This is a genomic window from Bacillus sp. CPT56D-587-MTF (assembly GCF_058792335.1).
Window position 1 is genome coordinate 3278177 of the sequence record NZ_JBYTEF010000001.1, and the last position, 26815, is coordinate 3304991.

Annotated in this window: 26 protein-coding genes and 3 pseudogenes; 3 read left to right on the plus strand and 26 right to left on the minus strand. The window is 35.2% G+C overall.

Annotated elements, in window-relative coordinates; all coding sequences use genetic code 11:
* Positions 1-139: 139 nt before the first annotated feature.
* From AC3WVZ_RS16870 to AC3WVZ_RS16930, 13 genes and pseudogenes are all read right to left on the minus strand, one after another.
* Positions 140-895 carry a sulfite exporter TauE/SafE family protein gene (locus AC3WVZ_RS16870; protein WP_233935177.1) on the minus strand — a complete coding sequence of 252 codons (756 nt, stop codon included), beginning with the start codon at positions 893-895 and terminating at the stop codon, positions 140-142.
* Positions 896-993: 98 nt separating this feature from the next.
* On the minus strand, positions 994-1140 hold the full coding sequence (locus tag AC3WVZ_RS16875) for a BC1881 family protein (RefSeq protein ID WP_000644411.1): 147 nt from the start codon (positions 1138-1140) through the stop codon (positions 994-996).
* Positions 1141-1379: 239 nt separating this feature from the next.
* Positions 1380-1929: pseudogene (locus AC3WVZ_RS16880) on the minus strand (hypothetical protein).
* 23 nt (positions 1930-1952) lie between these two features.
* Complete coding sequence (locus tag AC3WVZ_RS16885) at positions 1953-2972, minus strand: NERD domain-containing protein (RefSeq protein WP_001110280.1); 1020 nt, start codon at positions 2970-2972, stop codon at positions 1953-1955.
* Between the two features lie 140 nt (positions 2973-3112).
* A complete protein-coding gene (locus tag AC3WVZ_RS16890) occupies positions 3113-4159 on the minus strand; it encodes a GH25 family lysozyme (protein ID WP_001181398.1) in 1047 nt (348 codons plus the stop codon).
* A gap of 130 nt (positions 4160-4289) precedes the next feature.
* A complete protein-coding gene (locus AC3WVZ_RS16895) occupies positions 4290-6053 on the minus strand; it encodes an ABC transporter ATP-binding protein (RefSeq protein WP_000229520.1) in 1764 nt (587 codons plus the stop codon).
* Complete coding sequence (locus AC3WVZ_RS16900) at positions 6053-7804, minus strand: ABC transporter ATP-binding protein (protein WP_233935178.1); 1752 nt, start codon at positions 7802-7804, stop codon at positions 6053-6055. Before AC3WVZ_RS16900 ends, AC3WVZ_RS16895 begins: the two co-directional genes overlap by 1 nt.
* A gap of 122 nt (positions 7805-7926) precedes the next feature.
* The gene (locus tag AC3WVZ_RS16905; RefSeq protein WP_001123317.1) at positions 7927-8148 is read right to left on the minus strand and encodes a YneF family protein; all 222 of its coding nucleotides are present in this window, start codon (positions 8146-8148) and stop codon (positions 7927-7929) included.
* Between the two features lie 78 nt (positions 8149-8226).
* Positions 8227-8667 (minus strand): sporulation inhibitor of replication protein SirA, encoded by a 441-nt coding sequence (gene sirA / locus AC3WVZ_RS16910; protein WP_000860636.1) that lies wholly within the window; start codon positions 8665-8667, stop codon positions 8227-8229.
* A gap of 156 nt (positions 8668-8823) precedes the next feature.
* Positions 8824-10824, minus strand: a complete 2001-nt coding sequence (gene tkt, locus AC3WVZ_RS16915; RefSeq protein WP_233935179.1) for a transketolase — start codon at positions 10822-10824, stop codon at positions 8824-8826.
* A gap of 296 nt (positions 10825-11120) precedes the next feature.
* Positions 11121-11924 carry a phosphonate ABC transporter, permease protein PhnE gene (phnE, locus tag AC3WVZ_RS16920; RefSeq protein ID WP_000047897.1) on the minus strand — a complete coding sequence of 268 codons (804 nt, stop codon included), beginning with the start codon at positions 11922-11924 and terminating at the stop codon, positions 11121-11123.
* Positions 11925-11957: 33 nt separating this feature from the next.
* Positions 11958-12725 (minus strand): phosphonate ABC transporter, permease protein PhnE, encoded by a 768-nt coding sequence (gene phnE, locus AC3WVZ_RS16925; protein ID WP_425594290.1) that lies wholly within the window; start codon positions 12723-12725, stop codon positions 11958-11960.
* Entirely contained in the window at positions 12722-13144 is a 423-nt protein-coding gene (locus AC3WVZ_RS16930; protein ID WP_425594291.1) for an ATP-binding cassette domain-containing protein, read from the minus strand. Before AC3WVZ_RS16930 ends, phnE (AC3WVZ_RS16925) begins: the two co-directional genes overlap by 4 nt.
* A gap of 105 nt (positions 13145-13249) precedes the next feature.
* On the opposite strand from AC3WVZ_RS16930, the gene tnpC reads away from it, so the two are divergent.
* Positions 13250-14599 (plus strand): IS66 family transposase, encoded by a 1350-nt coding sequence (gene tnpC, locus AC3WVZ_RS16935; protein ID WP_345743022.1) that lies wholly within the window; start codon positions 13250-13252, stop codon positions 14597-14599.
* 116 nt (positions 14600-14715) lie between these two features.
* Here the strand turns inward: tnpC and AC3WVZ_RS16940 are convergent.
* Both AC3WVZ_RS16940 and AC3WVZ_RS16945 read right to left on the minus strand, forming a co-directional pair.
* Positions 14716-15126: pseudogene (locus AC3WVZ_RS16940) on the minus strand (ATP-binding cassette domain-containing protein); the annotation flags it as partial.
* A gap of 83 nt (positions 15127-15209) precedes the next feature.
* Positions 15210-16148 carry a phosphate/phosphite/phosphonate ABC transporter substrate-binding protein gene (locus tag AC3WVZ_RS16945; protein ID WP_000915065.1) on the minus strand — a complete coding sequence of 313 codons (939 nt, stop codon included), beginning with the start codon at positions 16146-16148 and terminating at the stop codon, positions 15210-15212.
* 185 nt (positions 16149-16333) lie between these two features.
* Here AC3WVZ_RS16945 and AC3WVZ_RS16950 point away from each other — a divergent pair, with 185 nt between their 5' ends.
* On the plus strand, positions 16334-17917 hold the full coding sequence (locus AC3WVZ_RS16950) for a bifunctional metallophosphatase/5'-nucleotidase (RefSeq protein ID WP_233935181.1): 1584 nt from the start codon (positions 16334-16336) through the stop codon (positions 17915-17917).
* A gap of 39 nt (positions 17918-17956) precedes the next feature.
* Here the strand turns inward: AC3WVZ_RS16950 and AC3WVZ_RS16955 are convergent, their stop codons facing one another.
* Both AC3WVZ_RS16955 and AC3WVZ_RS16960 read right to left on the minus strand, forming a co-directional pair.
* Positions 17957-18196, minus strand: coding sequence for a DUF896 domain-containing protein (locus AC3WVZ_RS16955; RefSeq protein WP_000607015.1), 240 nt, complete (start codon positions 18194-18196; stop codon positions 17957-17959).
* Positions 18197-18241: 45 nt separating this feature from the next.
* The gene (locus tag AC3WVZ_RS16960) at positions 18242-18898 is read right to left on the minus strand and encodes a YneB family resolvase-like protein (RefSeq protein WP_000991469.1); all 657 of its coding nucleotides are present in this window, start codon (positions 18896-18898) and stop codon (positions 18242-18244) included.
* Between the two features lie 141 nt (positions 18899-19039).
* On the opposite strand from AC3WVZ_RS16960, the gene lexA reads away from it, so the two are divergent.
* A complete protein-coding gene (gene lexA, locus AC3WVZ_RS16965; protein WP_000413738.1) occupies positions 19040-19660 on the plus strand; it encodes a transcriptional repressor LexA in 621 nt (206 codons plus the stop codon).
* 90 nt (positions 19661-19750) lie between these two features.
* Here lexA and AC3WVZ_RS16970 read toward each other — a convergent pair.
* The 9 genes and pseudogenes from AC3WVZ_RS16970 to AC3WVZ_RS17010 all read right to left on the minus strand — a co-directional run bounded on the left by AC3WVZ_RS16970 (position 19751) and on the right by AC3WVZ_RS17010 (position 26812).
* Positions 19751-20556: pseudogene (locus AC3WVZ_RS16970) on the minus strand (DUF4097 family beta strand repeat-containing protein).
* Positions 20557-21099 carry a DUF1700 domain-containing protein gene (locus tag AC3WVZ_RS16975; RefSeq protein ID WP_000031383.1) on the minus strand — a complete coding sequence of 181 codons (543 nt, stop codon included), beginning with the start codon at positions 21097-21099 and terminating at the stop codon, positions 20557-20559.
* Positions 21092-21415: a PadR family transcriptional regulator gene (locus AC3WVZ_RS16980; RefSeq protein ID WP_001102628.1), complete on the minus strand. Its 324-nt coding sequence runs from the start codon at positions 21413-21415 to the stop codon at positions 21092-21094. Before AC3WVZ_RS16980 ends, AC3WVZ_RS16975 begins: the two co-directional genes overlap by 8 nt.
* A 371-nt stretch (positions 21416-21786) precedes the next feature.
* On the minus strand, positions 21787-22017 hold the full coding sequence (locus AC3WVZ_RS16985) for a BhlA/UviB family holin-like peptide (RefSeq protein ID WP_233935182.1): 231 nt from the start codon (positions 22015-22017) through the stop codon (positions 21787-21789).
* Between the two features lie 61 nt (positions 22018-22078).
* A complete protein-coding gene (locus AC3WVZ_RS16990; protein WP_233935183.1) occupies positions 22079-22975 on the minus strand; it encodes a peptidoglycan recognition protein family protein in 897 nt (298 codons plus the stop codon).
* A gap of 273 nt (positions 22976-23248) precedes the next feature.
* The gene (locus AC3WVZ_RS16995; RefSeq protein WP_001051368.1) at positions 23249-24091 is read right to left on the minus strand and encodes a M23 family metallopeptidase; all 843 of its coding nucleotides are present in this window, start codon (positions 24089-24091) and stop codon (positions 23249-23251) included.
* Between the two features lie 118 nt (positions 24092-24209).
* The gene (locus AC3WVZ_RS17000) at positions 24210-25196 is read right to left on the minus strand and encodes a lysozyme family protein (RefSeq protein ID WP_233936585.1); all 987 of its coding nucleotides are present in this window, start codon (positions 25194-25196) and stop codon (positions 24210-24212) included.
* A gap of 238 nt (positions 25197-25434) precedes the next feature.
* Entirely contained in the window at positions 25435-25821 is a 387-nt protein-coding gene (locus tag AC3WVZ_RS17005) for a DUF1492 domain-containing protein (RefSeq protein ID WP_074555580.1), read from the minus strand.
* A 118-nt stretch (positions 25822-25939) separates the two neighbouring features.
* Positions 25940-26812 carry a DnaD domain protein gene (locus AC3WVZ_RS17010; RefSeq protein ID WP_233935185.1) on the minus strand — a complete coding sequence of 291 codons (873 nt, stop codon included), beginning with the start codon at positions 26810-26812 and terminating at the stop codon, positions 25940-25942.
* Positions 26813-26815 lie beyond the last annotated feature (3 nt).

Here is a 26815-nt window from a genome sequence, read left to right on the forward strand (position 1 = left end):
ATAATATTAAAACAAATCCTTTTATATGGGAAATATGAATTACCTACATAATTCATTCGTAAAATATATTAATAGTTTGCTATATTAATTTTATCCCGCTATTTGTAAGCAGTAACCCCCTACTTATTATAATTTCACCTTACTCTATCAATAGCATACATCCAGCTAAAACCGGTGTCATAATCATCGAAAACCTCAAAAGCATTCGCGGTGCATAATTTGTAAACTTCGCGCCAATATATGCCCCTAACATGGTCCCAATTAATACTTGCAATAACAATATATAATCTAAATATCCTTCCGAACTATATCCTAGACCGCCTCCAATTGCAATCGGTAATATAACAAGCATTGTTGTCCCTACAGATTGCTGAATCGTTAATCCCAATAGAACCATTAATCCAAGCTGAATAAACGGTGCAGAACCAATCCCAAATGAACCAGCCATCATTCCAGTAACTAATCCAAGGCATATACATTTCAACAAGTAGTTCATGGAAAACTCTTTATGCTTATATAAAGATGACTGTTCTTTGTTTTGGAACATAATTAATTTAATAAACATAAAAATTGCCGATAAAAATAACATCCCAGCTGTAAACCAATGAAGAAGATGTGCTGGTATAAATGAACCAAATTTAGAACCAATATAAGAGCCAATTGCGCCAAATCCCCCAACAATCCCGCCTATAATAAGTGCTACATTACCTTCACGGTAATGACTGACAACACCTGATAATGTCGTAAACGCCATTGCAGTTAAAGATGTTGCAAGAGCAACATGAATAGGAATATGAAATACTAAAGTGAGTATCGCGATAATAAACCCAGCTCCTCCAGCTCCAACAAATCCTAATAAAATACCCATTACTAACATTGTTATAATAATTGCCACAGACTTTCCCTCCAATAACACAATTATCCATCATATTTATCCTTACATACAAATAAAAAGCATCCTAGATGGATGCTTTTTATTTCAATGATATGTACTTAATCTTGATTAATCAAAATAACCGCTGGACCAGCTACTACTACTCCAGCTACTTCTATTTTTTCAAATTCCTTTACTGTAATAGATATAACTCCTTCTCTTTCCATCAATTCTTTACTCAGGACATCAGTCGGGATTGCTTTCACCGTCTTACCTCCTTTTCATTTATACAATATGATAAAGTGAAACTTTCATCAGTGGGGTTTTTGTCCGTACTTATTGATTATTAACCCTCACCAATCGGGCGAATAATCGCCCAATGCATCTATATATATGCATCACCCCCGCTTTCATTCCTTATTCCACTCAAAAACCTTCTCCCCCTTCCTTGACATATTGAAAAATAAAAAAGAAGCTATAACATATAGCTTCCCTCCACGTTTCTTTAATCTTTATGCACCGTATATTCCATGACTTTACCATCTCTATCAAATTGTAAAATAAGCTGTTCGCTATCTATTGGGATAAAGCCACGTTCAGTCCCAAGATAATACAAAGTGATAACTCCTTCTCCCCCACTTCTCGTTTCCGTTGGGGCTCCTAACAATTGTGTAATTTCTTCATTTGATTTCCCTTTTAATTTATATTTTTGTAATAGATCATCTACCATATGTACCCGCTTATCTGCATGATTTAACCATCTATTTTGATTAAACTTTGATGTATATTCATTTACACTTAGTTGTACAGTGCACACTATTAATGGTATGAGTGCTACTATTACCCCCCCCCAACATTTGCTTCTTTTCTTCATTACGATTTTTAGAAACATATAAAATAGCCCTTTGAATCATGACTAATAAAACAAATGGTATGAATACTACAAAAATGCTGCTTACACTTAAGGGTATATGGACCATATCAATGACGAATATAAATACAATGTACATTACTATATATAAACAAAAAAAGACATACAAAATGCCACGTAGCATAGCGTTCAGAAAGATCTCCCCTTTTAACTCACTATATAATTCATCCGGCTAATCATTTCTTGAATCTGTTCTAATTCTTGCACTGTATATACTACTTCCCCTGCTAATATTTCATTTCTAAAGAACGTTACAATTTGCTCCCGATCTTTTAATCTAGGTGTTTCCTCACTAGAAAGGTCTACTATTTCTTTTCCATTTTTATTATAAAAATATACAACTGGTTTTACTTTTTCTTTTATACTATTAGCCTGCATTTCTTTCAAACCACTGTATAAAATTTGAGATAGTTTCTTCGCCCTATATACTGGATTCCCTTCATTTTTCACTTGTATAGTTGACGAATCTTTACCTACTATATATTCAAATGTCTCTTCTTTTTCAACTTCTTGTTGATACTTACCCATTTCATCAATCATAAATGAATATATACCAGCATTTTCTTTCGTTAAACCATGAATTAATTTCTCTTCCCATTCTTTCGTCTCAAGTAGATAAATACCAGTTTTGCACAAGATGAGATGATGGATTCGATTATCGTTTATTTCACTATTATTTTTAATAAAAACATTCGGCATGATTTGAATTTCAGCATCTAATATGGTGCCTTGCTCTATGAATCCTCGTTTCATATAATGTAATGTTTCGTACGTATTCATTTCAGCGCCGTTTTTAGTATATTCTCGTAGATTTGCAATTAGTTTTTGAAACATATGTATTTCGTTATTATGTTTATTTTGCATTTCACTACGTTCTTTACTATGCTGCACAGCTAATTGATTTTTCATCATACGCATATTTTCAATTTCTCTATTTGCACTTACTTGTAAATCATTGTATTTTTTCTGTTCCATATTTTTTAAATTATTTTGTTGTTCTTTATGCTCTATCACCGTAGCTGCAATTTCATTTTTATACGTTTCAATCGCTTGTTTCTTTTCAAATTCTACTTGCTGACTCTCTGATTCTAACTGTTTATTTTTATAAAACAGCACAAATACTACAGCTAATAATATTAAAACCGCACCTATTAGCACATAATTCATATTTTTACCCCTTTATTTCATTTTCGATTATTTTTTATAAATATATCTATTATAGTATACTATGGTTTCGATATAGACTTTGTAAAAGTTGTATATTTTTAATAAAAGGCACCTCTGACGGGGCACCTTTTATTTTCACTCTATTGTACACCATACTGAATATAACTTGGATCATAGTATATCCATTGATTTGTCCCTAAGCAAAGCCATCCATCTTGCTTACTCCATACTCGATACGATTCACCATGATGTAACTGTCTTATAACATTTCCATTTAATGATGGAGCATCACGCAAATTTACATTATCACCAGTAATAGTCGCCACATAATGTTTATACTGAATATAACTCGGATCATTATATACCCACTGATTTGTCCCTAAACAAAGCCATCCATCTTGTTCTCCCCAAACTTCATATGTTTCGCCACGATTCAATTGGCGAATTACACTAGACTGCAAAGATGGTCCACTTCTCAAATTCACATTATCTCCATTAATTATAGCAACCCCGTACACTGGAGTTGCATTATTAGGCGGGGAAACATTACCTCCACCACTTGCTCCATTCCCTTTTAAAGCTTCTAATGAAACTGCAGCTGATACATCACAATTTCCTACGCCTGAAATTTGTCCGGAATCTGTGTACTGCCACGCTGTCCACGTTGTCCATCCACCAGCATCAGCAGGCGGTGTACTCGAGTATTTAGCAATCCAAAGCGGTATATCACTTAATCCGCTAATTCCGAACTCATTAATATACCAAACTCCTGTATATAACATTACATCTTTTCCAGTAGCCTGTTTCACATAATTTATGAAGCTTCTTGCCCAATTCGATATAGCGTTACCAGTTAAATTACTGTTACTCGGATCTGTTGGTGATTCTAAATCCAGAACTGGCATTAAGTCTGTCTGGTTATTTTGTAATATACTCACAAAATATTTTGCCTCTGAAATTGCATCATTTTGTTCTGGGCGCGCAAAATGGTATGCACCAATTAATACATTCGCATTTCGTGCTGCTTGTACATTCTTAGTAAAAGTAGGATCAATGTAGTTTACACCTTCTGTCGCTTTTGCATACGCTGCTGGAATTCCAGATGCCTTCACTGCATTCCAATCAATATTCCCTTCCCAATGAGACACATCAATAAACGTAACATTTGAACTTGATCTGTTTTGCATATAAAATCTCCTATCATTTTTTTACTTCGTATACATACAATATGTACAAGTTTCATAAGAGGACACGACATTTATGCTATAGAAACAAAGAGTAAACATATTTTGTATACAAAATAAAAAAGACCTTGTATTACAAGGCCTTTTGCAAACTCACTTTATTTTGTAGCAAATACATATTATAATACAAACCTTGCTCACTTAATAATTCTTGATGTGTCCCTCTCTCTACTATCTCTCCATCATGCATCACAAAAATTTGATCCGCATCTTGAATTGTAGATAACCTATGCGCAATGGCTATCGTCGTTCTACCTTTTCGCATTTGTTGCAACGCTGTTTGAATAGCCTCTTCTGTTTCTGTATCGATATTAGCTGTTGCTTCATCTAATACTAATACTTTCGGATTCGTTGCTATCGTTCTAGCAAAAGCAATTAATTGTCGTTGACCGCTTGAAAATGCTGCACCTCTTTCTACTACTTCTGTTTCATACTGTTTTGGTAACTTTTCAATAAACGTATTCGCTTGCACAAATCGAGCAGCTTCTTTTACTTCTTCATCCGTAATCTCTTCATTATACATACGAATATTTTGCTTTACATTTCCAGCAAATAAAAATGCATCTTGCAATACGAGTCCTATTTTCTTTCTAATTTCTCGTTCTTCAAATTTTTCTAAATCTACACCGTCTATTACAATATTTCCTGACTTAATATTATAAAATCGCATTAACAAATTCATAATCGTACTTTTTCCGCTACCAGTATGCCCAACAAAAGCAACCGTTTGCCCTTGTTTCACGTGAAATGATACATTTTTTAAAACGTCACGCTTTCCATCATATGAAAAAGTAACATTTTTAAATTCAATATCTCCATCCACGATTTGAGGATTCTCATTACCTTTTTGAACCGGTGCTAAATCTTTCTCGTCCATTAAATGAAATACACGTGATGACGAAACAAGTGCCTGTTGGAAGAAGGACAATTTCATCATCATCTCATTTACAGGTTGGAAGAAACGATGTATATAGTTAACAAAAGCATATAAAACTCCTACTTCAACAGGGCTCTTTAAAGCATCAATCCCAAATAAACCTAGTACTAACGCAATAGCTACAATATGTACTAAATCCGTAGCTGGTCGTAAAAGTAATGCGTCTAACTTCAAAGTACGTCGCCCTGCACTATAATGTTTATTATTCACTTCTTCAAACTCTTTTCTCATACGTTTTTCTTGTCTGAACACTTGAACAATATTCATTCCTTGTATGGACTCGTTCAACTTTGCATTTAACACGCTTAGTTGATTACGTACTTCTAAATAAAAAGCTGCACTTTTCCGGCGATATAATACCATAATCGCAAACATTATCGGAATTAATACGAGAGAAAATAGCGCTAATTTTACATCTAATAAAAACATCGCTACTAAAATACCTACTAAAAAGACTACATTTTTTACAAATGTTGATAACACACTGACATAAAAATCTTTAATCGCTTCCGTATCATTTGTTATACGCGATACAAGTGTACCAATCGGCGTACGATCAAAGAAACTTAATGACAGCTTTTGAACATGTTCATATACTTCAACTCGCATATCTTGAACAATCTTAAAAGCAATGTTCTGAAAGTACAATAGATTTAAATACGTAAATAGTACTTTTAATAAATGAGCAACTATGTAAATTACAAATAAAGTAACAAGCGCTGATCGTTCAAAATCCCGCGGTACTAGGTGTTCATCGAGGAATTGTTTAATTAAAAAAGGACCCATCATTTCCGTTACTGTCGCACCAACTAAAAAGATAAATGCTAAAGATAGTAACCCTTTATATGGCTTCATATAGGAAAGCAATCTACTTAAATCACTTCGCTTCTTCTCTACCATCATACGCCTCCTTTCTCGACTAAAGCTTCTAATTGCTGGCTTTCATACATTTCCTTATACCAGCCGTTTTCCTTCATTAATTCCTCATGTGTACCTCTTTGTACAATTCTACCTTCATCAACAACAAGAATAAGATTGGCATGCTGAATTGCACTTAATCGGTGTGCAGTAATAATCGTCGTTTTCCCTGCTCTCTCCCTCTTTAAGGCACTTAAAATCGTCTCTTCTGTTTTTGCATCTACCGCTGATAAACAATCATCCAAAATTAAAATTTCAGCATTTGTTAATAAAGCACGAGCAATAGAGATTCGCTGTTTTTGACCACCAGATAACGAAACACCTCTTTCCCCTACTACTGTTTCATATCCTTCTGAAAATTGGAGGATGTCATTATGAATACAAGCAATCTCTGCTGCTTGGGTAATTTCATTATATGTAGCATCCGCCTTTCCAAAGGCAATATTCTCGCCAATACTTGCTGAAAATAAAAAATGATCTTGCGGCACGTATGAAATGGCAGAACGGACACCATGAAGTGTTATATCTCGAATATCTCGCTCCCCAATTTTTAATTCACCATTAAAATAATCATACTCACGGATTAAACATTTTAATAAAGTCGTTTTCCCTGCGCCTGTACGTCCTACAACTCCTAGCGTTTCGCCCTTCTTCAAATCAAAGTGAATATCGTTTAAATGTAACAATTCATTTTTCTTATACGAAAATGAATCAACGGCAAACGAAACATTACCGCTCGCTATTGTATGTACAGCATTTTCGCTATTTACTACATCTGATTTTTGTGAAAGAATTTTTTCTACACGGTCATATGAAGCACGCCCACGCTCCATAATATTGAATAACCATCCAAACGCTAACATTGGCCAAACGAGGGTACCTAAATATGTCGTAAATGTAACGAGATCACCTACTGTTAATTCACCTCTTACAACTAATACCGATCCGTAACATACTGCGATTAAAAAAGAAAATCCAACGATAAGAGAGATTGTCGGATCAAATAACGAATCAATACGTGCAACTAACACATTTTTATGTACAACATCTTCTGATTTTCTTCGAAACGCCTGTAAATCTTCTTTCTCTTGTCCAAGCGAGCGAATCACTTTCATTCCACTCATACTCTCTTGCACTTTATCATTGATTTCCGAAAACGATTGCTGTGCTTTATGAAACCTTTTATGTAATAAAGTTCCATAATAATTTGTCGAAATAGCTACAATCGGCATTGGAATTAAACTTAATAATGTTAACTTCCAACTAATTGTAAAACCCATCGCTACGAGTACACATCCTCCGACAGCTAATGAGTCAACAAGCGTCAAAACACCTGCTCCAGCAGTTTGCTGGATCGCTTGAATATCATTGGTCGCATGTGCCATTAAATCACCTGTCCGATTTGACTGATAGAAAGATGGACTCATCTTTGTAAAATGTTCATACAAATTTTTTCGTAATTGGCGAGCTAATTTTAATGAAGACCCGAAAATCATAATACGCCATATGTAACGTAATATGTACATCGTAATACCTACAATTACTAATAGTACAACCCATTTTAGTAACTTATCGGTCGTCAATGTTCCATCATTAATTTCATCTACAACGATTCCAATTACTTTTGGTGCTACAAGTTCTAAAAGTGCAACGCCAAACAATAAAATAATTCCAGTTATGTACGCTCGTTTTTCTTGTTTAAAAAACCACGCTAAATTCATAAACACTTTCATTTTTTTCCTCCTCCCTTAAAATGAGCGATGTTTTCAGTTTACCAAAAATACAGAATTTTTAAAAGTTTTAAAAACTATAACTAACAAAAAGAAAGACACTCTTAGCGAGTGTCTTTTAGCGCTTATTTCATTTGTTGCTTGTTCATTGCGCTCATCATTTGATTGATTTTCTTTTGGGAAGGTTTTTGTCCCATTTGCATCATCATCATTTTTAACATTTGTTCGTTAATTGGTGGATTTTTTTGTAAGTAATTCATCATGTATTTGCGGGCAATGAAAAATCCTAACGCCACGCCTGCTACTAGTGCTACTACGCCCACTAGAATACCTAACCAAATTGGCATATATTTTCCTCCTTCATGTTGTCTACCTTACAGTGTACTAAAACCTTTTCAATAAGACAAGATACAATTCGACATTTTTTACACATATGTTCGTACTTGTTTTAGAGGATTCAGCCATCCGTACTTTGTATTTTCATAATCCATAGCTAAAAATGTTAATTCACACTTTCTTAACACCTCAAAAAACGTCGTTTCCATAGAGACATTTCCAGAGGTATTCATACGAATATAGTGCGGTTTCACCATTATTTCGCCGTACTCCGCTCCCGTATAAATTGTATGTGTATGATGTGTTCTATCATATTTACCAAGAACGCGCAAAGCTTGTTCTAATTTATGATGAATTTTCATTACTTGCAATGGCATCGTTATATACATCATTTGCTTATATAACACTTTTTTCTCCGAAAGGGACCCAGATTCTGAAAATCGAGCAAATAAATCAAAAAACAAATATTCACGACCAAAATAAGCTTTCGCAATATCCTCTTGAATTAAATACAATTCATACGTTTTCATTTTTCCACTCCCAATCTGGACAACCTTTTCTCTTCATTATATATAAGAAAATTTGCAATGATTGTCTGACTGCGGAGAGATAAAAAACTTTTTCTGTCGAAAAAACTCATTTACATAGAAAAACCTCTCCATGCCGGAGAGATTTTTCTGAAATCATTAAAGCATTTCTTTTACTTTACGAACAACGTTCTCTACAGTAAATCCATACTCTTCCATAATCTTCTCACCAAGAGCAGAAGCACCGAATGTATCGATACCTAACACATCTCCTTCAAGACCTACGTAACGGTGCCATCCGAATGTAGCACCCATTTCGATTGCGAAACGTTTTGTTACTGCTTTTGGTAATACAGATTCTTTGTACTCTGCAGTTTGAGCTTCGAAGCGATCCATAGATGGCATGCTGACAACAGCTGCGTCAACGCCGTCTACTGCTAATGCTTTTTGAGCTTCAACAGCTAGGCTTACTTCAGATCCAGTTGCAAGTAAGATTACGTCAGCCGTTTCTTTCTTGCTTGCAGAAACTACATATGCACCTTTTGCTACTTTTTCATACGTATCATCTTTTGCACCTTCTAATGTTGGAAGGTCTTGACGAGTTAATACTAAAGCAGTTGGTTTGTTTGTAGATTCTAAAGCTAGTCTCCAAGCTGCAACAGATTCGTTACCATCAGCAGGACGGATAACAGAAACGTTTGGCATTGCACGAAGCGCTGCTAATTGCTCGATTGGTTCATGTGTTGGACCATCTTCACCAACAGCGATACTGTCATGTGTAAATACATACGTTACTGGCAATTGCATTAATGCTGCAAGGCGAATTGCTGGACGTAAGTAATCAGAGAATACGAAGAACGTACCACCGTAAGTTTTTAAACCACCATGTAGTGCAATACCGTTCATTGCTGCACCCATTGCGAACTCACGTACACCGTACCAAATGTTTTTACCGCTGTAATCATCTCTTGTAAAGTCTTTTTCGTTATTCATGTATGTTTTGTTAGAACCAGCAAGGTCAGCAGATCCACCGAAGAATGATGGTACAGACTCTGCAATTGCATTAATTACAGCACCAGAAGAATTACGAGTTGCTGCTTTTGATCCTAATTCATAAGTTGGTAAGTTTTGCTCCCAACCTTCTGGAAGTTGACCGTTCATTGCTGCTTGGAATTCGTTTGCTAATTCTGGGTATGCTTGTGCATATTCACCTAGCATCGTGTTCCACTCAGCTTGCGCAGTTTCACCAACATCTTGTACTGTTTTACGGAAGTTGTCATATACTTCTTCTGCTACGTGGAAGTCTTGCTCAGCAGTCCAAGCATATGCTTCTTTCGTTAATTTTGTTTCTTCTACACCAAGTGGAGAACCATGTGAAGCTGATTTTCCTGATTTGTTTGGAGAACCGAAACCAATTGTCGTTCTTACTTCAATTAGCGTTGGGCGTTTTTCGTCAGCTTTCGCTTCTTCAATTGCTTTCGCGATTGCTTCAATATCGTTTCCATCCTCAACACGGATTACTTGCCATCCGTATGCTTTGTAACGATCTTCTACACTTTCAGAGAATGAACGATTTAAATCGCCATCTAATGAAATATCGTTTGAATCGTAAAGCACAACAAGACGACCTAATTGTAAATGAGCAGCTAATGAAGATGCTTCAGCAGAAACGCCCTCCATTAAATCTCCATCACCACAAATAGCGTATGTATAATGATCTACTACATTATACGCATCACGGTTATATTTAGCAGCTAAATGTCTTTCAGCCATTGCCATACCTACAGCAGTTGCAATACCTTGTCCAAGTGGACCAGTCGTTGCATCTACACCAGCTGTATGACCGTACTCAGGATGTCCTGGAGTTTTGCTTCCCCATTGACGGAAGTTCTTTAAGTCATCCATTGTTACATCATAACCAGATAGGTGAAGTAGGCTGTATAATAACATTGAACCATGACCTGCAGATAATACGAAACGATCACGGTTAAACCACGTTGGGTTATTTGGATTGTGTTTCATAAATTGAGTCCATAATGTATAAGCCATTGGTGCTGCACCCATTGGCATTCCTGGGTGACCAGAGTTTGCTTTTTCAATCGCATCGATGGATAATGTGCGAATCGTGTTGATAGAAAGTTGTTCGATTGAATGTGACATGCTATTCTTCCCTTCGCTTATATTAGTAAACGTTTTATACATTTATATGATAGCTTCCCACGCAAGATTATACAACATGTATCGACAAATATGTTGATATTTTTTTGATTTTTTATAAAAAAATCAATGTTTCCGGGAATGTATGGGCATTCAATATGACATACTTTTTCATTATTTTTATTTTAAAAAGAAAGGGAATTATCTGTATATTTATACAAATTTCTTCTATACTTACTTTTTTAAATAAGTTTTTAAAAACATAAAGAAGCATCTAACTTCGATGCTTTTCAAATAAGTTAAACAATCCGTTTCCGAATCGAGCTTGAAATCAAATCAATTATAATTACCATTAAAATAATACCTAATAAAATAATACCAACACGAGACCAATTCCGTGAACTCAGCGCAAAAATTAAAGGTGTACCAATCCCTCCTGCTCCGATAACTCCTAAAATCGCAGCGGATCGTACATTAATTTCAAATCTGTATAACGTATACGATAGAAAATCTGGTAACACTTGCGGTAACACCGCATACCAAAGTATTTGAAAACGATTTGCTCCTGTTGCTAGTAACGCTTCCGTCGGTCCTTTATCTATGTTTTCAATTCCTTCTGAATATAGTTTTCCTAACATTCCAATAGAATGCAATCCTAAGGCTAATACTCCTGCAAAAGAGCCTGGACCAACAGCTTTTATAAATAAAAGAGCCATAACTAATTCAGGAAATGTACGAACAAAACTAAGTACAAATTTCCCAAATCCTGAAGTTAATTTTCCACTACTCATATTCGTTGCCGCCCAAAAAGCAAACGGAACAGATAAAAATGCAGAAATAAATGTACCTAATATCGCAATTGCCAACGTATCAATTAATCCATGTAATAAATCTTCACCATCTGGCAAAGATACATACGACCAGTCTGGAGTCAATATCCCTGTCATAATTGCTTTTGTAATTTCTCCCGCCGTTTCCTTTATTCCCTCTAGCGGTACTCCTGAAAAAGCCCATATATAAACAAATGTAAGTGCTATAAAAATAAACGAGCGATACACACTCGGTTTCTTCGGTTTTGGTACGATTATCGTCGTTTTACTCATTATAATTTCTCCCGCAACAATGTACTTACATAATCAATAATCAATTACCAATACAACAACAAGAGTATAGATGATAATAGATGCAGTTTGTTGATATTGTAAAAATCCAAGTGTACGATCATAATATAGTCCAATACCACCTGCTCCTACTAAACCTAGGACAGCCGCTGCCCGTACATTCACCTCAAATGTATATAGTACATAGGAAACAAAGTGTGCTTTTACTTGTGGAATGACTCCATAAACAATCCATTGCACCTTATTAGCCCCTACAGCTGTCATCGCTTCTAGTGGGCCAGGGTCAATTGATTCAATTGATTCATACAACAATTTCGCCACGAGCCCAATTGAGAAAAAAGTAAGAGCTAAAATACCCGGAAGTGGTCCTATTCCAAAAATAGCTACGAAAATTGCCGCTAATAATAAATCTGGTATCGTTCGAATAAAATTTAAAATCAATCGAGCTGGACTGTATAAAAATGTACTAGTAAACACATTACTTGCCGCAAACAGTGCAAGTGGAATAGCTAAAATCGCTCCTAAAGTCGTCCCAATAATCGCCATACGTATTGTATCTAACATTGCTGTTGTAATAACTTGAAAATAACTCCAATCTGGCGGCACCATTTCTTTTAACAAATCCATTATATTAGGAAAACCAACTACTAGCTTTGAAAATGATGCGTCGACCTGTATACTACTTCCCCACAACAGTAAAATGAATAGAATAAACGTTAACATATGTTTTAACTTACTCGGCGGCTTCGGTATCGACTTCGAATATATCGTCACATCATTCATTTAGCTGCCACCTCTAACAATTCACTTTTCTGTGCTACGTCACCATAAATTTCAGCAAACTTTTCATCCGTTGCTGCTTCTACTAAACCATCAAAAACAATTTCGCCTGCATGTAATCCAATAATACGCGTCGCATATTGCCTAGCTAAAGCAATAGAATGTAAGTTTACAATTGTTGTAATTCCAAAATCTTCATTAATTTTCTTTAAATCATCTAATACTTGCTTTGTTGTTAGCGGATCTAACGACGCAACAGGTTCATCTGCCAATATGATTTTTGCTTCTTGCGCCAATGCTCTAGCTATCGATACACGTTGTTGTTGTCCTCCTGATAATTCATCAGCACGTGCATATGCTTTTTCTAAAATGTAACTACTCAGCCACCTTTCGGTGTCTTTTTTAAATTTTACTAGTTTCATATGCCTCCCATTTGTAAATACTGAGTATATCAAACAGGGGAGGTGAATCTTATGGTCGATCGAAAAATTATTTGAGATACATATAAAAAAGGACCTGAAGCTGTTATTTCTTTATTTGAAGAAACATTTTCTAAGTTAGAAAAACGTATACAAGAACTAGAAAATGCTTCAAAAAAAAACTCCAAAAATAGTCATAAGCCACCTTCTACAGATGGTTTGGGTAAGCCCGTTACAAAAAGTTTGCGCAAACCGTCTCATCGTCAAACGGGTGGCCAGTTGGGCCACAAGGGACATACTCTTGGTTTGACAGCGACTCCAGATCATACGATTACACATTCTCCTACATATTGTACTTGTTGTCATACTTCCTTGAACCACGAGCCTGTAAAAGGGTATCGCATTCGCCAAGTGTATGACTTACCACCTATTCAGATCGAAGTGACAGAACATAAAGTAGAACAGAAAGAATGCCCACATTGCCATTCTATCCAAGAAGCCCAATTTCCTTCGACAGTATCTCGTCCTGTTCAATATGGTCCAAATATAAAAAGACTGATTCCCTATTTAACGCATTATCAATGCATTTCTTTGAAGCGAACAAAAGAATTCTTTCAGGATTGTTTTGGACATTCTATAAGCGAAGGAACCCTGGTAAATCATACACAGGCTTTCGCTTCTCAATTGCAGCCATTCATAAAAGAAGTAAAGGAAAAGATTCTGCAGTCTCCTGTTGTCCATTTTGATGAAACTGGTATGCGTGTAGAAAACAAAACACAATGGTTACATACTGCCAGTACACCGGAGGTGACATTGCAACATATTCATCAAAAACGTGGAAAAGAAGCAATGGATGCTGGAGAAATCTTGCCATCTTTTTCTGGAATTGCGATGCATGATGGTTGGAAATCGTATGATGCGTATACAGATTGTCGTCACGTTTTATGTAATGCCCATCTCTTACGAGATTTACAAGGAATTATAGATAGTACTGGAGAACAATGGGCACAACAGATGCAGAAATTTCTAACGCAAGCGTTGACGATGAAAAAGCAATCCGAAGGTACCATGCCAAAAGCGACGCAAAAGAATCTGTTTATTATGTATCAATCCATATTGAAAGAACAACAGATTCTTTCCACGAAACAAAAGAAGAAAGGAAAGCAGACGCCTTCTCAAAATTTATGGAATCGCTTCGTCAAGTATTCTGACAGAATTCTAGCGTTTTTAGAACATCCAGCCATTCCATTTGATAACAATCAAGCAGAACGGGATATTCGGATGACGAAAGTAAAACAGAAAGTGTCTGGGACTTTCCGAAGTAAGAAAGGCGCAGAATCTTTTTGTCAGATACGAAGCTTTATGAGTACCATGAAAAAACAAAAACAATCGGTCTTACAAGCGATAAACCAAGTCATAGAAACTAGAACGGTTCCTTGGAATAACACGACTTCATAAGAGAATTTCTCTATTTGGCATAGATTCTTTCTCTGATTGGAGTATTTTCTTTTCATGTTTTCGAATCGGAAACATGTATTTGGCCTGTTTTTTTATTTGAAGAAGCTGAGTAGTTACTCTAAAATATTCACTCTTTTTAACGCTTGAAATGCGAGCTCCACATCCTCTTTCGGAAACAAACCTAACGTTGTACACAATGTCGAATGATATCCAACACGGCCAGCTAATACATTCTTCAATACTGTTGATCGCTTTACAAGGTTAAAACTTTGAAAGATCATACCAATATCCCGGCGCATACGTCGTAAATCTTTTCCTTTTGCAGCAGTAATAGACTCACATTCAATCATGATTTCGCCTTCTGTAATCTCATGAAGACGATTTACCGATTTTAGAAGTGTAGACTTTCCAGCTCCGGACAGCCCTACCATTATAACAAACTCACCTTTTTGAATTTTCAAGTTTATATTATTCAATCCTTTTGTACCATTTGGATACACTTTGGAGACATTTCGAAATTCTATCACACATCTTACCTACCTTCTATGTATTCAAAACGGCAAACTAACTGAAAACATTCCCTTTCAGCTAGCTGCCATTTCCATATGTATTATTGCGTTTTTACTTTCTTCCCATATTCACGAACGATGTCAAATTTACTATCATCAGATTTAACATATCCTTCATGTGAATATACTTCTTTAATGATTTTGTGACCTTCCTCATTTTTTCCAATTTCAATGAAAGCATCCTGTAATTTCTTGCTCCACTCTTCATCTAAATCAGAACGTACCGAAATCGTATCGTTTGGAATTTTCTCCGTAAATTTCACTATTTTCGTTTGCTCGAATATATTCGGATAATCTTTTTTTACAATATTACGAGCATCTTGGAATACAACAGCTGCATCTACGTCACCATTTAAAAGAGCAATAAGCGACTGATCGTGACCTTTTAATGTAACAGGTTTCACATCTTTTAACGGATCAATTCCCTCTTTTAATAGAACAGCTGCAGGCCATACATACCCTGCTGATGATGTTACGTCTTGATAACCAATCTTTTTACCTTTTAAATCTTTTACACTATTTATATTAGAGTCTTTTTTAACAACAAACTCAGATTTATAATAATCTACTAAATCTTTTGTAGGAGCTCCTGTTTCATCCTCTACTCCAAAACGTTGTGCTTGTAAAATTACATTTGCAGCCTTCTTTTCATGTGCTAATACGTACGCTGTTGGCGGTAAAAATCCTACATCTACTTGTTTAGATGCCATCGCTTCTACAATTGTATTGTAGTTCGTTGAAATACTAACTTTTACTGGAATATTTAACTTATCACTTAATAGCTTCTCAAGCGGTTTTGCCTTCGCCTCTAACGTATCTGCATTTTGAGAAGGAACAAATTGAACATTTAAAGTCTTCGGTACATACCCTTTTTTCGTATCTTCATTTTTACTTGCACTTGATTCCTTCGTTCCACAGCCACTTAATAATCCCGCTGCTAGTACAACTGTTGTGCTCATTGCAAAAACTTTTTTCAACATATTAATGCCTCCATTTTTCATTGTTATAAAATAACCTTTCATAAACATGAAGAAATATATCACATATTTTTACAAATAATTGATTATTTACAGAATCTTTACACATTATATACACTCACATTAAAATTCTCTTCACATATTTGATATGATGAATTGGAAGATAACAATAGAAAAGGTGAGTCATATTGGAACAAAATCAAACTGTAACTTTAAACATCTTATTAACAAGCGATATACATGGCACTGTTTATCCTATTCACTACCAAGATAACTCCCCAGCAGAACTTGGTTTAGCTAAAATTTCTACTCTTATAAAAAAAGAACGTTCCCAAAATACAAACGTTCTTTTAATTGATAATGGCGACTTTATTCAAGGAACACCATTTACTTATCATTATGTTACATACGAAAAAAACAAAAAAAACCCAATGTCCTTATTAGCGAATTACTTACAGTATGACGCTGCAATTATCGGCAATCATGAGTTTAATTACGGGATGGGTATATTAAATAACGCTGTGACTACTGCGAACTTCCCGTACCTATCAGCAAACATTTTAGATAAAAACATAAAGAAACCTTATTTCGGAAAACCTTATATAATCAAACAGATTGAATCCAATATAAAAATCGCTATTTTAGGGGTGACAACGCACTACATTACCAATTGGGAACAATCCCATCACATTAAAGACTTACAATTTGAAGATGCATTAGAAACAACGAAAAAGTGGGTTTCTTACATTCGCAAACATGAGAAACCAGATTTACTAGTCGTAGCGTATCACGGGGGAGTTGAACGAGATTTACAAACCGGGGTACCGACTGAAGTTTTAACAGGAGAAAACCAAGGATATGCAATGTGCCATGAAATTGAAGACATAGATATTTTATTAACAGGTCACCAACACCGGGAAATTGCTCACACAATGGCTAACGGTGTAACAATTTTACAGACCGGATGTAATGGAAACTCAGTTGGAAAAGTAAAAATAACATTCGAAAAAACAAAACATAAATGGGTTAAAAAAGAGAGTTCTTCTGAATTATTATCTGTACAAGGAGTTGAGGCTGACCAAGATGTACTTTCATTGGTAGCCGATTACGAAGAGAAAACACAAAAGTGGCTTGATCAACCTATTGGAATCATTCAGGGGGATATGCAAATTTCAGATGCTATGCAAACTCGTTTGCATGATCATCCTTTTATCGAATTCATAAATAAAATACAGATGGATATAGCTAATGTATCAATTTCTTGTACAAGTTTGTTCCATAATACATCTCCAGGTTTCCCGGAACATGTAACAATGCGTGACATCGTTTCTAATTATATTTATCCAAACACATTAAAAGTAATTAGAATAACTGGAGCGGATATAAAAAATGCTCTTGAACTCTCTGCTTCTTATTTCACATTAAAAACAGATGGATCCATCACCGTAAGTCCTACCTACATAGAACCAAAGCCACAACATTATAATTATGATATGTGGGAAGGGATTTCATACGTATTAAACATTTCAAAACCAATTGGTGAAAGAGTAGAATCTTTACAGCATAACAGTGCTCCTCTTAATATGAATGAAGAATATGACGTTGTAATGAATAATTATCGTGCAAGTGGCGGGGGAAATTTCTTTATGTTTCAAAACAAACCGGTAGTAAAAGATATACCCACAGATATGTCTGAACTTATCGCTAATTATATATTGGAACATAAAACGATAGAAGCAACAGTTAATAACAACTGGAAAGTTATTAAATAACGATTTTTACATATAAAAAAGATGGGCTTCGCCCATCTTTTAATTTAATTTTGCATTATCTTGCTTTTTTAAAGCTTTTAATTTCGTCGGTGTAACATCTGTACCTTCTTCGTTAACAACTTTAATACCTTTAAGTTCGTTTAACATATTTTGACGAAATCCTTTTAAATATTGTTCACGTAGCGATTGACGCTCACGTTGCTCTTCTTCAGTTAAACCTTCAGCTTTTGCTTTTTTCGCTAAGAAGTTAATGCGTTCAACGAGTTCGTGATTAATCATCTCGAATCCCCCTTCTAATCAAAACTGATTATTATCATACAATAGTTACTCTTCTTTATCAAGCAATTGCTTCGTATACTCTACATATCTACGATGTACAGTCGCCTTTGAAACATTATGACCAAATCCACGTAATGTTGCTGCAATTTCTTCAAACGTGAGTTCACTTTTTCGCAAACGTACAATTTCCTCAATTGGCACTTCTTTTTTCTCTCTTCCTACACTTAAATGACGATTTTTTAAATTTTTTTCTGGACGATAACCTTTTTCTACTGCACGTTGCATACCTCGTTTAATTTTCAAATTATGAATCTTTCTTTGATATTCTTCAACAATACCAATAATATCTAATACCATTGAATCAGAATCCGACAATTGTAATTCACCATTATGTGTATGCGTATATACTTTTATGCCTTCTTTATGTAAACAATGCATTAACGCGATCTTCGCATTTCCTCTACCAAGACGCGTTTCATCTTGTATAAGTAACACATCAATTTGTTCGTCTCGAATTGTATCCAACACCTCTAATATACCGTCACGTTCAATTGTATATCCACTAGCCTGCTCTTCAATCACCTTAGTAACATTCATTTGATAGCGCTCAGCTAAATGCAATAATTCATCTTTTTGACGTAATAATGATGTTTCTTGCGCTTCTTTCGTTGTACTCACACGTGCATAAATAATTGCATTCATTTTGAACCCCTCTTTCTCCCTACTATTTCCCTATAGTGTAACATAAATCCGCCATTTGTTCGAACTTATGTTTGTAGAATGTTTTTTCACATGTTATACTTATTAATAAGAAAAATGAAAGAAAACGAGGTGTTAGAAAACATGGAAAAGTTAACGAAACGCCAGCAAGACATTCTCGACTTTATTAAGCTAAAAGTACAAGAAAAAGGATATCCACCTTCCGTACGTGAAATTGGTCAAGCAGTCGGCCTCGCTTCTAGTTCTACAGTGCACGGACATTTATCACGATTAGAAGAAAAAGGATACATTCGACGCGATCCAACAAAACCACGTGCCATTGAAATTTTAGGTGAAGACCGAATGGATACGGAAACACAATCTGTTATTCAAGTTCCAATTGTCGGAAAAGTCACTGCTGGTTTACCAATTACAGCGGTCGAAAGCGTAGAAGAACATTTCCCACTTCCAGCTAGTATTGTTGCTGGAGCAGACCAAGTGTTCATGTTACGTATTTCTGGAGATAGTATGATTGAAGCTGGTATTTTCGATGGAGATTTAGTTGTTGTTCGCCAACAGCAGTCTGCATATAATGGTGAAATTGTAGTCGCTTTAACAGAGGATAACGAAGCAACAGTTAAACGTTTCTATAAAGAAAAAGACCATTTCCGTCTACAACCAGAAAACTCTTCATTAGAACCTATCATTTTAAAACAAGTGTCAGTTATCGGGAAAGTAATTGGCGTATATCGTGATTTACATTAAAAATAACAAAAAGAAGATAATTACCTTATTTATATACGGTAATTATCTTCTTTTTGTATTTTGATAGATTTCCATGCATTCTATTTCTTATTAACGAGTTTCAATCGTCACATCTCCCGCAGCCGTTTTACCGCTAATCTTTTTACTACCATTTCCAATTGTTACATTTTTATTTTCTTCATTAAAAATTGTTACATCTCCAGCAGCACTTTGCCCAGTAATTACCGCATCTTGTGGTTTTTCCGATAAAGTAATATCTATATCTCCCGCAGTTGAACTTGCTTCTAGATTATACTTAGAATCATGATCTTGAATATTTATTTCCCCACTTGTTGTTTTTGCGGTCACTTTCCCTAATACCTTCTTAAAGTTCACCTCACCAGCTTTTGTCGATCCCTCCACATTCTTAGCCGTTACTTGTTTCAACTCTACTTCTCCAGCAAGTGTTCTAACACTTACGCTATCACTTTTCACATCACTCATTTCGATTTGTCCAGCAGATGAATTTACTTTTACATCTTGGTAAGAGCGTTCGGGCACAAGGAGAGTCAATTTAGACGTTTGAAACCTAAAATCGTAAAAAGAAAAATCAAATGAAGCACCTTTTTCTCTTTCCCCAATAATTTTTAATGTGTCACCATCTTCTGCGATACGAATCTCTTGTTTACGTACATCTCCTGACTCTGCTTTACATAAAAAGCAGAGTCAGGAGATTTTTGGACAATAATATCCCCGGCATCTAACTTAACTTCTATATTTTTTAATGTTTCGTTTTTAATTACATTTTCTTTATCGCCTTTTTCAGCAGTTTGTACTGCTTTTTCATATGTTTGGGAAATTCCTATTACTCCAATAATGATACAAGCGATAGCGATTAAAAATAGTTTTTTCATCATTTACTCTCCTTTTATCATTTTGAAGTTCCATATTACATATCGTACACACAATCTCTTAAACCACTTTGTACTATAAAAAGCGATAATACATAACAATAAACCTACCCCAACAAACGTTATACTAACGAAAAGATCCAACCATATAAAAGTACCCATAAATACTTTTCCAATAACGAAAAATGGTGTTACTACACTAGCAATACCACCGATCCAAAAAGAAAATATAAAAGCAATAATTGCGACTAACGGGCCTAACACAATAATAAAATTAAACAAACTAAGTCCAATCGCTGCCATAACAGCTCTTGTCACATTTGAAGTCGATGGATTTTTTTTCATTTCATCGAAGCGATACATCGCAAGTAATTCTTTCGCGATTACTTTCGGAGAACCAAGGCCCTGTATTATTTCCGATTCAGTTTTCCCCTCTTCTAGTCCAAACTGAAAGTGCTCTTCATAATCCAATAAAATATCTTGCCTCTCTTCCTCTGGTAACTTTCTAAGATAACTTGATAATTCTTTAAGAAACCCTTCTTTACTCATCCCATTCCACCCCTTCAATAATTTCTTGTACCCCTTTCGCAAAATCACGCCATTCTGTTACTAACAAATGAAATTGCGTCTCCCCTTGCTCTGTTAATTGATAATATTTACGAGGTGGCCCTTCCGTAGATTCCTTTAAATACGTTTGAAAATACCCTTCTTTCGTCAAACGACGTAATAAAGGGTATACTGACCCTTCCGATATTAAAAATTTATTAGAAATTTGCTGAACAAGTTCATAACCGTAACTATCTTTACGTTTTACAAGTGCTAATACACAAAGTTCAAGCACACCTTTTTTAAACTGAACGTTCAAGTGCCATCCTCCTTTCCTATCTTAGTACTGTTCAATACACGGCACCTGTTTTATCCATAATATACCACTTAGTATTATTTATTGCAAGGTACTAAACTATATTTATTCCCTAAATTTAGAAAATTAACTAACGAAATCCTGAATAAGACTATGTTATAACTAAGCAGCATTCAAAGTTTCATTTCATTTACATTAATATTAGACTTCATTCACTCTTTCCTCTTGAAAAATCCACCACAAACTTATTCACTATAGCTAATGAGAAAAAGCCCCCATACTTATCGGTATTAGGGCTTTTTCTCATTAGCTATATATGAATCGAATTCCTATTTGAGAACCTGCATATGCGACAAATACTTTAATACCATATTTTATTTCTCATCATCGTTCCCCAAGATTTTTCGCTTAACATCTGACAAATCCTTCGACAACGAACTAAATGCTTTTGCTTGTTCTTCAATGACCTGTTGATTTTTTTCAATAACTTTTTGATATTGTTCTTCGCGCTGTTCATTCTTTTTTTGCGTAGTAAACAGCATCCTTACAAATAAAGCTGCGAATGCTCCTTGTTGAATCATTGAATTGAAGATTTGTTCTTCCATCGTTCTCATCTCCTTTTCAAAAATTAAAGAGAATCATACGAGTGATCCTACTCTCATATCCTTATCTCACATTAAAATGTTCTTCTTTTACCCATGTGTTTTGCCCAATATCGATATAACCATCTTTTCTTGCAAAAATCCCATATGGATAAGATCCATCCACATTTCCTTTATAATTTCCATTTGGACCATCATATGTGTTAATGCCATAACCTGCGGGATATTTTGAGTAAGCATGGAACCACTCTACTTCAAAGTGTTCTTCTTTCGCCCACGCTTCCCAACCTAGACATAACATATTTTCATTCCCACCATACCAAGCAGCATCTATAATTAAATATGGCATTTTTGTATTAATGACATGACCTGTAAACCAAGCATTTTTTCCAGGACCACTATATAAATTAATGCCCCATCCTTCTGGGTATTTAGACGTTGCAATTCCCAGTCCTTTTGGTTGTAGTGGTTTATTATTATCTTCATTAAATGCTTTGTTTATCTTCTCAATGAATTGATCCACTCTTCCTTCATCGAGCATTCGATGTGGGCAATGCTTTCCACTCCACGATTTATGTGTACGTACATTACTAATCGGTATATTGAATTGTTTCATTAACTGAGCAATAACAATTGCTGCATTATCCTCCGCCTTGTAATATCTATCCCCACCGCTTAGAGAATAGCAAATTTCCACTCCGATAGATTTACGATTACCATTTCCGTTACCATCACCTGCATGCCAAGCATTACGATCAAACGGAATACCTTGTACTGCTTCTTTGTCATCTACTGCAACATGAAACGACACTGAATTATTATTCCCAATCATATACGATATCTCATTTTCTGCTGATGCATCATTGTACGTATTATGTACTGTGATGAATTCTGGTGTCATTGTATTGGGACACTTTATACCATATTTACTTGGATCCACTAATTTTTTTCTAATTTCCATTACTGATTATCTCCTTTTTTATTTTTTATCATTTAAAATTCCACTGAATTATTAAGTACATCTAGAAACTAAATCCTCAGACAGGCCATATTCTATATAATGGGTTATGGTCCTCACATTCAAAAAAAAGAAAAAGAGCAACTTTTTACATCAGTTGCTCTTTCAAAAATCGCACTCTATATTCCGCCCAGCATTTTACAGATATTACTCTAATCTCAAGAGGTATGATAACAAGTTTTTTCATCCTACTTAATACATGCTGATTTAAAGATATTATCTTACATTAAAATGCTCTTCTTTTACCCATGTGTTTTGTCCAATATCAATGTAACCATCTTTTCTCGCAAAAACACCATATGGATAAGATCCATCCACATTTCCTTTATAATTTCCATTTGGACCATCATATGTGTTAATACCATAACCTGCTGGATATTTTGAGTAAGCATGGAACCACTGCACTTCAAAGTGTTCTTCTTTTGCCCAGGCTTCCCAACCTAAGCAAAGCATATTTTCATTCCCGCCATACCAAGCAGCATCTATAATTAAATATGGCATTTTTGTATTAATGACATGACCTGTAAACCAAGCATCTTTTCCAGGACCACTATATAAATTAATGCCCCATCCTTCTGGGTATTTAGACGTTGCAATTCCCAGCCCTTTTGGTTGTAGCGGTTTATCAGAAGGGTCAGTTGTACCACCACCGTCTCCTTTTCCTAAGTAGTCTAATGGATTCACAGCATTACTCTTATTGATGTTCCAAGACCCTTTATGCAATTCAAAATGCAAGTGTTGACCACTAGAATCCCCTGTGTTCCCCATAACCCCAATAGTTTGTCCTTGTGTAACATAATCACCTTCTTTTACTGTTCGAGAACCGCTACGCATATGGGCATATACTGTTTCCCATGTAACCCCATCAATAGTGTGCACAATCATAATACATTCACCATAACTGGATGAAATATAAGAACGACTAACTCGTCCGCTAGCTGCTGCATAAATTGGATGATAGCCCGATTCAGCAAGATCTATCCCATGATGATCTGGTCTGCTCCCCCGAAATCCACTTGTTACTCTCGTTGTATCTGTTGGATAAATAAATTTTGCCATAATAATCTTCCTTTCTATTCATACGTAATATAAAAAGGCACTTAAAAAAGCACCCTTTTATATTTTTTCTGTATATTAAAATTTATAATTTTAAATCAAATAATAAAAAACTTTGTTATTACCTTACATTAAAATGCTCTTCTTTTACCCATGTGTTTTGTCCAATATCAATGTAACCATCTTTTCTCGCAAAAACACCATATGGATAAGATCCATCCACATTTCCTTTATAATTTCCATTTGGACCATCATATGTGTTAATACCATAACCTGCTGGATATTTTGAGTAAGCGTGGAACCACTGCACTTCAAAGTGTTCTTCTTTTGCCCAGGCTTCCCAACCTAAGCAAAGCATATTTTCATTCCCGCCATACCAAGCAGCATCTATAATTAAATATGGCATTTTTGTATTAATGACATGACCTGTAAACCAAGCATCTTTTCCAGGACCACTATATAAATTGATGCCCCATCCTTCTGGGTATTTAGACGTTGCAATTCCCAGTCCTTTTGGTTGTAACGGCTTATTGTCACCGCCACCAGTTCCTCCATCAAAATCTACATATTGTTTAACAATTTCAGAGTAGAAGAAATTCCCTCCGTTTTTATATCGATAACCACCATTGTAAGCAACAGCGATAGGGTTACTATATTTCACCATAGCACCGGTCGTATTTCCAAGTGATGGCGCAACAACCGTTTTAGAATACAGATCTGCCACCGGTAATGAATGCTGTTTATTGTTAGATGCTAACCAGCGAAGGTAAGCTCGTCCAAAATTATATGATTGAACAATGGCACTTAAATCTGTAATGCCATTTTTCTGCGCATCATCAAAAGCACCCTTTAAATGCTTCACTCCGTAATAAATTGAATCTTTCGGGTTTTTAATTGTATTCATTGCCCATCCTTGTGATTCACTGGATTGCATAATATCAGGTGTCGTTTCAGAATTCCCTCCACTTTCTACCATAATAATTCCAAGCACGTAAGGAACTAATTCAGGTACACCTTGTGTAGAACATTCGCTTTCTACCATTGATTGCCAACGTAACACCTGTTGTGGCAAATTCTTTGTTTTGACTGAAGCAGCTAATAAACTCATCATTAAACATCTCCTTGTTTTTCTATTATTTTCGCCTGTAAAACTACTACTTTACTAAATATAACTAGAAGCTAAAGACCCATTAATCCATCAAATCACTTCATATTACTCACCTTCTTTCACAACAAAAAGAGCAACCATAAAAATAGTTGCCCTTTCGTCGAAATCTTATATTACTACTATAAATCACTTTTTCAATACTTTCTGTACACTGCATGTATCCTACAAAAAGGTAACATTAAAATCCATCTAAAAACTTGACAATCTTCCTTATTTCAGCGTGTTTTCGGCGTATATAACCTGTACTATAATGTAATTCAAATGCAATTTGTTCTAAAGTCATTCCATCAACATATTTCATTTTAAGTATTTGATGATCCAGTCCTTTAAACTTATTAATCAAAAGCTTTAAATCATACTCTTCATTCATCTTATGAGCTAATTCATATTCAATTGCCTCAATCCGTCCTTCTACCTTAGCCCCTTCCGATTCAGCGGTTAATCGTACATTTTGCAAATCACCGCTAATCCAACGCTTCAATTCGGCTTTTGATTTGTCTAAGTTGTATTCTAAATAAGCAATTTCTTCTTCTAATTTCTTATAATCTTTGAGCCACTTGAACACTTACTGATTCACCCACTTCCGTTCTTTTTACAAAGTCTCTTAATACTAATTTAATAGCATGAATATGCTTATTAGCCTTTTCAATCTTTATTACTTGTAAATCATCTAGCATTTTTTCTTATGACCTATATTTATTTAACACTTCTTGTAATCTCTCACGCTCTTCATCAATAGACTGTACAGTTTTTCTTTCCTCTTCTAGATTTGTTGATTCATCATCTTTATATAACCAATCGGGTACAATCTCTTTTCTATTTGAATACTTCTTACCTGTCCCGTTATATTTCTTTTTCTTGCTCATTTCGAAACGTCTATCTAGTATGGCCACATCAACTAATGTTTTAACTTCTTGCTCCTTCCAATTCCTCAATATAGCCTTAATGTAGTTCCATCTTGGTGCATTCTCATCAACGGCTTTATTAATTGCATGCTGAATTAACTCCCCACTAAACAAATTACAAAAGCTCCCCAACTCTGCAATTGCAATTTCACTTAACGGAATGCCCATCCCCTTAATAAAGTTACAACTTACTTTAACCCTCTCATTGATGAATATACGAGATTCTAATTTATCCATATCATCATAATCATTATTATTTCGTTTATTAGTATTTAGTCTATTAGTATTTAGTAGTTTCTGATTTTCCTCATATGGCTTTACCACATCTTGGTTTTCCATTTGTGGCATGTCCCTTTGTGGCGTTTCGTAAATTTCCGTATCCCACCTTGTAATTTTTTTCGTATTCCCATCACGAACAGGATAACGTTTTACATAACCTAATTCTTTTAATTCCTTAAAACCTGTACGGAGCGAATCTTCTCCATCCTTAGCATGTCGAGCTAATTCACTAATATGAAAAGTCCAATCGTCTGGTAATGTAAGCGCATAGGCTAAGATTCCTTTCGCTTTCCATGACAACCTTTCATCTTTTAAACCAGTATTATTTATAACGGAATAATTACTATCTTTTTTCACTCGAATAATCCCCATACT